Raw genomic sequence first — 11,752 nt, 5'->3', positions numbered from 1 at the left:
GAGAAAGGATCTCGCGTGAATTTTTCCGCCCGAGGTGCATTGTTCGACCCGACGTTCGGCGCCGGAGAGTTGTCGGCTCTGCTCTCCGACCAGGCTTGGGTGACCGCGATGGTCGAGGTGGAAGCAGCGTTGGCCCGGGCGGAGGCGAAGTGCGACGTCATCCCCGCGGCGTCCGCCGACGCCATCTCGTCGGTGTTCGCGCGCGTCGTCGCCGCGGGCTCCGTGGATGTCGGTGCCCTCGGCGAGGCGGCCGCAACGGGGGGTAATCCCGTGATCCCGCTGGTGAAACTGCTCCGCGGCGAGGTCGCGGCCGCCGATCTCGGGGTGCCGGGAAGCCACGTGCACAAGGGCGCCACGAGTCAGGACATTCTCGACACCGCCCTGATGGTCCTGTGCCGCCGGTCGGGTGCGCACATCCTGGCATCCCTCGACGAGGCGGTGCTCTACGCCGAGGCGCTCGCGCGGACCCAGCGCACCACCCCGATCGCGGGCCGCACTCTCGGACAGCAGGCACTGCCCACCACCTTCGGTGTTCTCGCCGCAGGCTGGATGACTGCTCTGCACAGGGTTTCCCGCAATCTGCTCGACGCGCTCAGGAATCTGCCTGTGCAACTCGGCGGCGCCGCAGGAACTTCCGCGGCGCTGTATCCGCACGGCCTCGAGGTCGCCGACGCCCTCGCCGACGAACTCGGTCTGACGCGTCAGGACGTGCCCTGGCACACGGATCGCACCCGCATCGCACAGCTCGCGTCGGCGCTCGGAACGGCGGCGGGCGCGGTGTCCAAGATCGCCACCGACATCGTGTTCCTGTCGTCCACCGAGGTCGGCGAGGTCAGCGAAGGGGCACCCGGCGGTTCGTCGGCGATGCCGCACAAGCGCAATCCGGTCGCCGCGATCGCGGCCCGCGCCGCGGCCCGCCGCACCCCGGGACTCGTCGCGACGATCCTCGGCTCGATGGATCACGAGCAGCAGCGCGCTGCGGGCGCCTGGCACGCCGAGTGGGAAACGCTCACGGACCTGCTGCGCCTCACCGGCGGAGCCGTCGCGCGCATCGCCGACTCGCTCGGTGGGCTGAACGTCCACCCCGACGCGATGGCCCGCAACCTCGACCTCACCGGTGGCCTGCTCCTCGCGGAACGTGTTACCGGCGCCCTGTCGGCGCGCACCGACAACGCGCGCGACCTCGTCACCGCGGCGTGCGAGACCGGACACCCCCTCGACGAGGATCCGGGGCTCCTTGAATACCTGCAGGCGGACGAGATCCGCGCCCTGCTCGACCCCGCCGGATACCTCGGCCACGCCCACGACATCGTCGACCGCGCACTGGAGACAGTGGCCCGCGGCCGGGAAGGAACGCGATGACAGTCGCACTCGCACACGAAATCTCCGGACCCCGAAGCGGCGCGGCGGACGCCCCCGTCGTCGTCCTGCTCGGATCGCTCGGCTCCAACCGGTCCATGTGGGACCCGCAGATCGCGGCGCTGTCCGACGACTGCCGTGTCGTCGCCGTCGATCAGCGCGGCCACGGTGAGTCGCCCGCACCGGACGGCCCTTACTCCGTCCGCGAACTGTCCGAGGACGTCCTCGCGCTGCTCGACTCGCTCGGAGTCGACGCCGCCCACATCGTGGGGCTCTCGATGGGCGGCGCGATCGCCCAGTGGCTCGGGGCCCACGCTCCGCGCCGGGTGCTGTCGCTGTCGCTGCTGTGCACCGCCGCGAAATTCGGTGAACCGCAGGCATGGATCGAGCGGGCCGCGGCATCGCGCACCGACGGTCCGGAGTCGCTCGCGGATGCCGTTGTCGCACGGTGGTTCAGCGAGGGGCTAGCCAAGCGCGATCCCGAATTCGTGCGGCACTACCGCGAGATGATCGCGTCGACGTCGGCGGAGGGTTACGCCGCCTGCTGTGACGCCCTTGCTGATTGGGACTTCACGGCCGATCTGTCCCGCATCGCCGCACCCACGCTGGTTCTCGCCGGCGCCGAGGATCCGTCGACCCCGCCTTCCGTCATGCAGGTTCTCTCCGACGGCATTACCGGTGCGCGATTCGAGGTGCTCTCCCCCGCTGCGCACGTGGCCAACCTCGAACAGGCCGGTGCCGTCACCGCCCTGCTGCGCGAGCACATTCTCGGTGGCGGGTACGCACGAGGACGGCGGGCAGCGCACGCCGAGGGCATGAAGGTTCGACGCTCCGTTCTCGGTGACGCGCACGTCGATAAGTCGATCGAGGGGACCACCGATTTCACCGCGCCCTTCCAGGACTTCATCACCCGCACAGCCTGGGGTGACATCTGGTCGCGCCCCGGACTGGACCACGAGATGCGGCGCCTCCTCACCATCGCTGTCCTCACCGCGGTCGGCAACGAGCACGAACTGGACATGCACATTCGCGCGGCGCTGCGCGGCGGGGTCGACGCGGACACCATCGGCGAGGTACTTCTGCAGACCGCCGTCTATGCCGGTGTTCCCAACAGCAACCTCGGGTTCGCGCTCGGCAAGAAGGCCCTCGCCGACCTGTCCTCCTCCGAAAGCGAGGATGATTCGCAGACATGACCGCAACCGAACCGACGGAGAAGATCCTCCCGTCCCCCGACTACGTGCAGTCGCTGGCCCGTGGCCTCGCGGTGATCCGGTGCTTCGACCGGCAGAATCAGCGACGCACCCTCAGCGACGTCGCCCGCGCCACCGACCTGACCCGCGCCACCGCGCGTCGGTTTCTGTTGACGCTCGTCGAACTGGGGTACGTGGCCACGGACGGTTCGGCCTTTTGGCTCACGCCGCGCGTGCTCGAATTGGGCTACAGCTACCTGTCGAGCCTCTCACTACCCGAGGTCGCGCAGCCGCATCTCGAGAAGCTCAGTCAACACGTGCACGAGTCGTCGTCGGTGTCGATCCTCGACGGCGACGACATCGTGTACGTCGCGAGGGTTCCCGTCAGCAGGATCATGACGGTGGGCATCACCATCGGCACCCGGTTCCCCGCCTACGCCACGTCGATGGGACGCGTCCTGCTGGCCGGCCTGTCCGACGAGGCACTCGACGCCTACCTCGAGCGGATCGAGATCGAACCGCTTACCGAGCGCACCATCAGCGCCCCGGCCGATCTGCGATCAGCGATCCTGGAGGTCCGGAAGGACGACTACTGCCTCCTCGATCAGGAACTCGAGGCCGGGCTGCGCTCGATGGCAGCGCCCATTCGTTCGGCCTCCGGCGAGACCGTCGCGGCGGTCAACATCTCAACCCATGCCGCACGGTACAGCCTCGACGACTTGTACTCGGACCTGATCCCCGCGCTGCGTGGTGCCGCACACGACATCGAACGAGACCTCGCCACCGTCAATCGTTGACGCGGTCCGACACTGAACAGCTATGAAAGGTTTTCCATGCGTGACGTCGTCATCTGTGAACCCCTGCGAACCCCGGTAGGGCGTTTCGGCGGAGTGTTCAAGGACCTCACTCCCCAAAGTCTCGCCGCCACGGTCATCACCGCACTCGTCGAACGAACGGGCATCGACGGCGGTGTGATCGACGACGTCATCCTGGGCCAGGCGTCCCCAGGTGGGGAAGCCCCGGCCATCGGCCGGATCGCGGCCCTCGACGCCGGACTCGGCATCGACGTCCCCGGTATGCAGGTGGATCGCCGCTGCGGATCCGGTCTGCAAGCGGTCATCACCGCCGTGCTGCAGGTGGCGTCCGGCGGCAACGATCTCGTCCTCGCCGGTGGCGCCGAATCCATGAGCCAGGCCGAGTTCTACACCAACCCGAACATCCGCTGGGGTGTCAAGGGCGAAGGGGTGCAACTCGCCGACCGGCTCGCCCGCGCCCGCGTCACCGCCGGCGGCGCGAACTTCCCCGTGCCCGGCGGCATGATCGAGACCGCCGAGAACCTCCGCGCCGAGTTCGACATCAGCCGTGAGGACCAGGACGCGCTCGCGGTGCAGTCGCATCAGCGGGCGGTGGCGGCGCAGCGGTCGGGTCGTTTCGCCGAGGAGATCGTCGGTGTCACTGTGCCGCAGCGAAAGTCCGACCCCGTCGTCGTGGACACCGACGAGCACCCGCGCGCCGACACCACGGTGGAGTCGCTCGCCAAGCTGCGCGCGATCCGCGCCAAGATCGAATCGGCATCCACTGTCACCGCGGGTAATGCAAGTGGCCAGAACGACGGCGCCGCGCTCTGCATCGTGACCACGGCAGAGAAGGCGAAGGAACTCGGCCTGAAGCCGCTCGCCCGCATGGCGTCCTGGGCAGTGGCCGGCGTCCCGCCGCGCACGATGGGCATCGGTCCCGTGCCGGCGACGGAGAAGGCTCTCGGACAACTCGGGCTGTCGCTGTCCGACATGGGCGTGATCGAGTTGAACGAGGCCTTCGCCGCACAAACCCTGGCGGTGCTGAGGACCTGGAATCTCGACCCCACCGACGAGCGGCTCAACCCCAACGGCTCCGGTATATCCCTCGGGCATCCCGTGGGTGCCACCGGTGGGCGAATCCTCGCCACGCTGCTGAGGGAAATGGATCGACGCGAAACTCGCTACGGGCTCGAGACGATGTGCATCGGCGGCGGTCAGGGCCTCGCCGCCGTCTTCGAACGGGTCTGATTCGTCGTCTTCAGTGCACGCGCATTTTCGTCACTGCGGTCGGCGTGTCCCGGTCGTGCTCTCGGCGCCGGTGCTCAACCATCCACGCCGCAATCTGGGCACGCGAAGTGAAGCCGAGTTTGCCCAGCACCCGCTCGACATGCCCCTGCGCGGTGCGCGGCGAAATCACCAGCTTCTCGGCGATCATCCTGTTGGTCAGGCCTTCGGTCACGAGATCCGCCACCTGCCGCTCTCGCCGAGTCAGGCCTGCCGTTCGCGTGGAATCCGGCTGCTCGGTGGTGCAGGAACTATCTCCCAGCGCACAGGCGAGGGCAGCCGGCACCGTCAACGCGCGTCCGTTCTCGACGGCGTCGGTGAAGTCTCGCTCGCCGAGGACCCGCCGCAGGCGTTCCCGGATCCCGTTATCACTGCTGCCATAGGCGGTGTGCCTGGATATCCCCATCGATTCCTGGAGGGATCGGGCGGCACCGAGCAACACCGCAGCGTGCCGGCTCCTGCCGTGTTCGGCGGCGAGGTCGGCCGCTACGCTGATGCACTCCATCGTGAGGAGGGGACTGCTCACCTCGCCCGCCATGTCGAGAGCGCTGTGCAGCGATACCATCGCCTGCTGGAGATCGTGACGGCCCAAGAGCCGCGCGGTGGCGGCGAGCGCGATTGTGCGATAGATGGATTCGCCACGATATTCGGTGGCGGTGAGAACTTCCTCGAAACAGCTTTTCGCTCGTGCGCCGTCGGCGGCACAGGCGGAAGCTGCTCCCAGACCGAGCAATGCCTCGAGGCATGCACCGACCTCCCCGGATGCCCGGGCGGCGTCGACGGCGGACTCGAAATGACCCCTCGCAGCGGCGGTGTCACCGCTCGCGTGTGCCAGGTGTCCCGCGGTCCGCATGATCAGGTGATGCACTCGGACGTCGACGAGGGCGACGGCATACTCGTGGGCCTGTCGTAGGAGAGCGTCGGCGCCGATGCTGTCGCCCTGGAATCCTGCCAGTGTGGCCTCCGCGCAGAGCGCGGTAACCTGCGCCGGGGATGGGCACTCGGCCTGACCCGCTCGGGACCGGGCGAGCCAGTCTCGCCCCTCCTCGAGCAGGCCACGCACCAGCCAGAACCGCCCGAGGGCAGTCGCGATCCGCAATCCCGCGGAAGGACCATATGGGTCGGACACACTGAACGCGATCGCCTTGTACAGGTTCGGGCGCTCCCGGTCCAACCGGTTTATCCACCCGGTCTGCCGCGGCCCGATCCACTCGGCGTCTGCTCGGACTGCAAGCTGCAGATACCAGTCCCGGTGTCGTCGCCGAACCGTCACATGCTCGCCGCTCTCTTGGATTCGCTCGCGGCCGTACTCACGCACCGTCTCCAGCAAGCGGTATCGCACGACACCGTGTGCCGGCTCGCAAATCAGGACCGACTTGTTGACGAGCGCGGTCACCACATCCAGCAACTCGCCCGGTGAGAGGACACCGGCGCAGACCGCCTCGGCTGCATCCAACTCGAATCCATCGTCGAACACCGACACCATCGCCCAAACGGTCCGCTCGCGCGGGGTGCAGAGTTCGTAACTCCAGTCGATGCACCGTCGTAGGCTCTGCTGGCGCGCCGGTGCACCCCGGCCGCTGGTGGTCAGGAAGCGATACCCCTCATCCAAGCGCCGCAGGATCTGATGAGGAGACATCACCCGCAGCCGCTGCGCCGCCAACTCGATGGGCAGCGGTAGGCCATCAAGTCGCCGGCAGATCTGTGCCACGACCGCGACGATGTCGTCGGTAAGCCCGAACCCCGGAACGGCGGCAGCAGCACGGTCCGCGAAAAGGGTCACCGCCTCATAACACGGCAGGCTCGCGGCCGGGAGGCGGTGGCCCGGCTCCGGAACCGTGAGCGGGGGAACCGAGAACGTGACCTCACCGCCGACATGCAGGCACTCGCGGCTGGTGGTGAGAACTCGAAGGCGGGGGCAACAGCGCAGCAACATTTTCGCCGCGGCCGCGACGGCGTCGATCACGTGCTCGCAATTGTCGAGGACCAGCAGTGCCTGCCGTGCGGCGAGAAGGTCGGCGACATCGTCGAACGACACCGCTGCCGCCTCGAGTCCCACCGCACCGGCAATGGTGCCCGCTAACTGCTCGGTCGAGCACGGTGCGGCGAGGTCGATCAGCCATACCCCGTCGGGAAACGCGCGTCGTACTTCCGACGCCACGCGCACCGCAAGGCGTGATTTGCCGACGCCGCCGATACCGGTCAGTGTCACGAGACGAGAGCAGCCCAGTAAGCGCCGTACCTGCGCGATTTCTCGCCGCCGACCGACGAAACTGCTCAGTTCGAGGGGGAGATTTCCAGTCACCGATGGACTAACGAGTGACATGAGGACGATCGGCGGCAGACGGAACGTGAACTTGGTAGACACTCACGATCTGCCTGACAGTTTCGGCCTCCCAGAAGAACTCGTCGATAGTCCGCGCGAGCAGGTGGGTGAATTCCGCTCTGTCGATCCCGAACTGAACGAGAATGTCCTCGTCCGACGGCCCACCGAACGCGGCCCACCTGCGGGCGAATTCGATGAGGTACACCTCTTCCCGACCTCCGCGCCGTCTCCGTCGGATCCGTGGGACAACTGGGTTGATGTGGTCCATTGTCATATCGCGATCTCCGGGTACGCGCCCAGCACGATTTCGTGCCGCGGGAGTGCAGATCCGAGGGGAAAAGCAGTCGATGCGCCGTAGCGATTCGCGTCGCGGAATACGTCGTGGACCTCGCGGAGGCCGATTCCCCGCAACGCCTCGTATGCGCTGGCGCCGAGCAGACCCCACTCGTCCCATGCGTATAGCAGTCCGGCAGTCAATGCGCCGCTGACGCTGTGTGTGGCGACGACGTCGGCGGCACGGCGGTAACGAACCAGCAAGGAGCCGCCCCTGACATACCCGACGACGCCGGCCACGCCATCGGTTAGCGCGACAATCGCGTGCCCGCGCGCCATCACCCAGCGAACCGCATCGGCATGCCGCTCGCCCGGACAGCATCCGACGATCCGGCCGAGTAGTGCACGCGGGCCGCAGGTCTGGGCGCTTGCCGAGAGATACGCCGACGGGAGGTGGTGCGTCGACAATGATGGAATGTCGATTGCCGTGGCTCCGAGTCGTCGGTGACGACGAGAGATTTCAGCGTTGCGCACCCCGATTGCCCGAGGGCAGGGATGGCCGGCCGCGCCGAGTGCGGTGCCATCGTCGATGATAAGGATGTCAGTCCCCATGAATTTTCCCAACTTCATTTCTCGGGGTGCATTCTCTGTACATCAATTCACCCGCACCCTGTGGTGATCGATCGTCAATGTGATGTAAACCGTGAAATTTCCGGTCGGCCGGGTGTCAACGTCGCGTGTCGGGTTCGCGCGAGCATCGACCCATGAGGCGCCGTTGCGGCGGGCCGCGTGGACGGCGGCGGGTAGGTCCAGTGCCTTCTTGCATCGGGATTCTTCGGCGTCTCCGCAGCACGCGGTCAGCGAAAATGGGTGGGTGAGTGCATAACTCCCAACTCTCGGCGTAGGTAACGACGGGAGTGGGGTGGTCGGGTGCCATCGTGATCAGGCGCGCCCGTCGAGCTGGAGGGATTCGGAAAGTTGCAGGATCCTGCGTGCCCGCTCGGCAACGGGAAGGTCTACGAACTCTCCTCCAGGTAGACGGAGAGCGGCCCCGTGCGCGCTGTCGAACGCTTCGACGACGTCCTGCGCCCATTGCAGTTCGTCTGCGCGTGGGCTGAATGCGGTATGGATGATCGGCAGCTGGGAGGGGTGGATTGCGGATTTGCCGAAGAATCCGAGTTCGCGGCTCGCTGCGGCCTGCCTTCGAAGGCCGTCGGTGTCGTCGAGGTGCGGGTACACACTGTCAATCGGCGGTGCGATCCCCGCGGCCCGGCAGGCGACGACCAGCTGTGAGCGCACGTAGTGCAGGGGGGCGTCGCCGCTGCCGGTGCCGAGGTCCTTCTGCAGGTCGACGCCGCCGAGGGCGAGATGCTCGACGCCCGGTTCGGCGGCGATCGTCAGCGCATTGACGACACCTCGGGCGCTTTCGATCGCACAGATCAGTGGGGTGCCGGGCGCTCGTTCGGTCACCCAACGAACGTCCTCGACCGACTCGACCTTGGGGATGCGGATGCCGTGCGCGAGGCCGGCAATGGCGTCGAGATCGGCTGCAGCGTCCGGCGTTCGGGCGGCATTGATGCGCACCCAGGACGGATGCGTGGCGAGCACCTCCGCTACCATGCGTCGAGCGGCCGATTTGCGCTCCGGCGGCACCGCGTCTTCCAGGTCGAGGATCACCGCGTCCGCGCCCGCCTCGAAGACCTTGCCGAGGAGTTTCTCGTTGTGCCCGGGGGCGAATAGATAGCTTCGATCCATTACAGCACTCCCTTTTCTCGGAGTTCGGCGACGTGGTCGGGGTCGAGGCCGAGCGATTCCTGGTAGAAGCTGTCGTTGTCCTGGCCGAGGCGGCGGCCGGGGAACCTGATGGCGCCGGGTGTTCGCAGCATGCGGAGCATGAGGTTCTGCATCTGCAGTGGGCCGAGGTCCTCGTCGTCGACGGTGGTGATGGAGCCGCGGGCGAGTACATGTGGGTCGTTCATCAGTTGCTCGACGTCGTAGATGGGTGCAAGGGCGGCGCCGACTCGCTCGAACTCGGCGGTGACCTCACGGAGGGGGCGGGCGGCGATCCATTTCGCCACGGCGTCGTCGAGGAGGTCGCCGTTTCTGCTGCGGTCCCCCGCGGAGGCGAACCAGGGCTCGTCGACGATGTCCGGTCGGCCGACCAGACGCATCACTCGTTCGGCGACGGAGGTGGCGCTGGCGGAGACGGCGACCCACCGGCCGTCGCTGGTGCGGTAGGTGTTGCGGGGCGCGTTGTTCGGGGAACGATTACCCTGACGGCCGGCGACCGTGCCGAGTTGGTCGAAGGCGCTCGGGCCGGGACCGAGGATTCCGAGGAGTGGCTCGAGCAGGGAGAGGTCGATAACCTGGCCTCGGCCGTGCCCCTCCGGGCCGTCGCGGTGATACAGCGCGGTCACCACACCGAACGCGCCGGTGATGCCTGCCACGCCGTCGGCGAGACCGAACGGGGGCAGCGTCGGGGACCCGTCTTCCTCGCCGGTCTGGTGCGCGAATCCGCTCATCGCCTCCGCCAGAGTGCCGAAGGCCCGCCGCTCCGCATAGGGTCCGGACTGTCCGAATCCGGTGACCCGCAACGTGATCAGTCCCCGGTTTAGGGACTGCAGCCGATCCGGTCCGAGCCCCCACTTCTCGAGCACACCGGGACGGAAGTTCTCCACCAGGACGTCGACGTCGACCAGGAGGTCGCGCAGAATCTGTTGGCCCTCCGGGGTACTCAGATTGAGGGTGATGCACTTCTTGTTCCGGGCGATGACCTTCCACCACAACCCGTGCCCGTCCTTGGTCGCCCCGTGGGTGCGGGCGGGATCGCCCGTGGGGTGTTCGACCTTGACCACCTCGGCGCCGAAGTCGCCGAGGAGCATGGCGGTGATCGGGGCGGCGTACACGGTGCTGATGTCGACGACGCGGATCCCGTGTAACGGGCCGCGACTGTGCTGCACCACGTCAGCTGGGTCGGTGGAACATGCGGTGGGGCGGGAGGTTGTCGCATCGTCGTCTGCGTGCTGGGTCATCGGTACTCCTCGGCGGGTTCGGGTCGGGAGGGTGCGGTGCGATCAGAAGGGGATGTGTCCGAGGGCGACGCCGACCACGAGCATCGACAGTGAGACGACCGCGGCCCGCCACAGCACCTTCTTGTGGTGGTCGGCGAGGGAGACGCCGGCGAGGGTGACCAGCAGCAGGATGGCGGGCACGAGCGGGCTCTGCATGTGGAAGGTCTGCCCGGTGATGGAGGCGCGGGCCATCTCCACCGGTGCGATCCCGTAGGTGGAGGCGGTCTCGGAGAGGACGGGCAGGATGCCGAAGTAGAAGGCGTCGTTGCTCATGAAGAACGTGAACGGCAGGCTCAGGATTCCGACGATGACGGCCAGGTGCGGTCCCATCGAGGGCGGGATGATCTCGAGCAGCCACTGGGCCATCGCCTCGACCATGCCGGTGCCCTGGAACACGCCGGTGAGGACGGCCGCCGCGAACACCATCGCGACCACCGAGACGATGCTCGACGAGTGCCGGGTGATGGCTTCCTGCTGGTCTTTGACGCGGGGGAAGTTGACGGCGAGGGCGATCGCGGCGGCGACCATGAAGAGCACCGGGATGGGCAGCACGTCCATGACCAGCACGACGAGCAGGCCGGCGGTGAGGGCACCGTTGAGCCACAACAGCTTCGGGCGCAGGGTGGGACGCTGCGGGTCGAGGCCGTCGACGAAGCCCTCGCCGCCGTCCCCGGCGCCTCCGGATCCGCCGGGCCGGTCCCCGCTGCCGCCGCCGGTGACCCGGCCGCCGATCCCGACTCCGACGCCGGCGCCGGTGAGCAGCGGTTCGGACGTGAGGATCAGCTTGCCGATCCGGCGGCGTTCGGTCAGCCCGAGGTGCGCGGCGAACGCGAGTACCACGACGAGACCGACGATCATCGACGGCACCATCGGCACGAACACCTCCGACGGTGAGATGTTGAGCGCCGCGGCGGCCCGCACGGTGGGCCCACCCCAGGGGATGATGTTCAGCGCGCCGTTCGCGAGACCGGCGACGACGGTGAGGACCACCGGGCTGACCTTCAGTTTCAGGTAGAGCGGCAGCATCGCGGAGGTGACGATGATGAACGTCGTCGACCCGTCCCCGTCGAGGGAGACCACCATCGCGAGCACCGCGGTGCCCAGGACCAGGCGCATCGGGTCGTCCCGGACGAGCCGCAGGATCAGCTTCACCAGCGGGTCGAACAACCCAACGTCGATCATGATCCCGAAGAAGATGATCGCGAAGAACAACAGGGCGGCCGTCGGCGCGAGCGCCTCGAGTCCGTCGGTGATCATGTCGCCGATGCCCAGGCCTGCGCCTGCGGCGACGCCGAACGCGACCGGGACCGCGATCAGTCCGACGACGGGGGTGGCCCGTTTGGTCATGATCAGGAACATGAACACGGCGACCATCAGAAAGCCCAGTATCACCAGCATTGCCCACTCCTCGTCCGAACGTCATCGAGTCCGTTGTGGCTGCGATGACAGGAA

General features: G+C 67.5%; 10 protein-coding genes. 4 read left to right on the top strand and 6 right to left on the bottom strand.

All coding sequences use genetic code 11. From position 1 onward, the window contains the following. Window positions 1-15 precede the first annotated feature (15 nt). The 4 genes from pcaB to NOF53_RS06230 are packed head-to-tail and all read left to right on the top strand — an operon-like array spanning window position 16 to window position 4,594. The gene (gene pcaB / locus NOF53_RS06245; protein ID WP_255966438.1) at window positions 16-1,362 is read left to right on the top strand and encodes a 3-carboxy-cis,cis-muconate cycloisomerase; all 1,347 of its coding nucleotides are present in this window, start codon (window positions 16-18) and stop codon (window positions 1,360-1,362) included. Next, entirely contained in the window at window positions 1,359-2,552 is a 1,194-nt protein-coding gene (gene pcaDC, locus NOF53_RS06240) for a bifunctional 3-oxoadipate enol-lactonase/4-carboxymuconolactone decarboxylase PcaDC (protein ID WP_255966437.1), read from the top strand. Before pcaB ends, pcaDC begins: the two co-directional genes overlap by 4 nt. After that, a complete protein-coding gene (locus NOF53_RS06235; protein ID WP_255966436.1) occupies window positions 2,549-3,346 on the top strand; it encodes an IclR family transcriptional regulator in 798 nt (265 codons plus the stop codon). The genes pcaDC and NOF53_RS06235 overlap by 4 nt, the downstream gene beginning before the upstream one ends. A 36-nt stretch (window positions 3,347-3,382) precedes the next feature. After that, a complete protein-coding gene (locus tag NOF53_RS06230; RefSeq protein ID WP_255966435.1) occupies window positions 3,383-4,594 on the top strand; it encodes an acetyl-CoA C-acetyltransferase in 1,212 nt (403 codons plus the stop codon). 10 nt (window positions 4,595-4,604) lie between these two features. Here NOF53_RS06230 and NOF53_RS06225 read toward each other — a convergent pair whose 3' ends face one another. The 6 genes from NOF53_RS06225 to NOF53_RS06200 all read right to left on the bottom strand — a co-directional run bounded on the left by NOF53_RS06225 (window position 4,605) and on the right by NOF53_RS06200 (window position 11,698). Beyond that, a complete protein-coding gene (locus NOF53_RS06225) occupies window positions 4,605-6,842 on the bottom strand; it encodes an ATP-binding protein (protein WP_255966434.1) in 2,238 nt (745 codons plus the stop codon). 100 nt (window positions 6,843-6,942) lie between these two features. Then, window positions 6,943-7,161, bottom strand: coding sequence for a hypothetical protein (locus NOF53_RS06220; protein ID WP_255966433.1), 219 nt, complete (start codon window positions 7,159-7,161; stop codon window positions 6,943-6,945). 65 nt (window positions 7,162-7,226) lie between these two features. Further along, window positions 7,227-7,841, bottom strand: a complete 615-nt coding sequence (locus NOF53_RS06215) for a hypothetical protein (protein ID WP_255966432.1) — start codon at window positions 7,839-7,841, stop codon at window positions 7,227-7,229. Window positions 7,842-8,171: 330 nt separating this feature from the next. Then, on the bottom strand, window positions 8,172-8,984 hold the full coding sequence (locus tag NOF53_RS06210; RefSeq protein WP_255966431.1) for an HpcH/HpaI aldolase/citrate lyase family protein: 813 nt from the start codon (window positions 8,982-8,984) through the stop codon (window positions 8,172-8,174). Further along, entirely contained in the window at window positions 8,984-10,261 is a 1,278-nt protein-coding gene (locus NOF53_RS06205; protein WP_255966430.1) for a CaiB/BaiF CoA transferase family protein, read from the bottom strand. The genes NOF53_RS06210 and NOF53_RS06205 overlap by 1 nt, the downstream gene beginning before the upstream one ends. A gap of 42 nt (window positions 10,262-10,303) precedes the next feature. Then, on the bottom strand, window positions 10,304-11,698 hold the full coding sequence (locus NOF53_RS06200; protein ID WP_255966429.1) for a CitMHS family transporter: 1,395 nt from the start codon (window positions 11,696-11,698) through the stop codon (window positions 10,304-10,306). Window positions 11,699-11,752: the final 54 nt, after the last annotated feature.

It is taken from the genome of Rhodococcus tibetensis (assembly GCF_024438035.1).
GTDB classification, from domain to species: Bacteria; Actinomycetota; Actinomycetes; order Mycobacteriales; family Mycobacteriaceae; genus Rhodococcus_F; species Rhodococcus_F tibetensis.
Note: the sequence above shows the minus strand (reverse complement) of the source record. Positions and strands in the feature narration are given on the sequence as shown.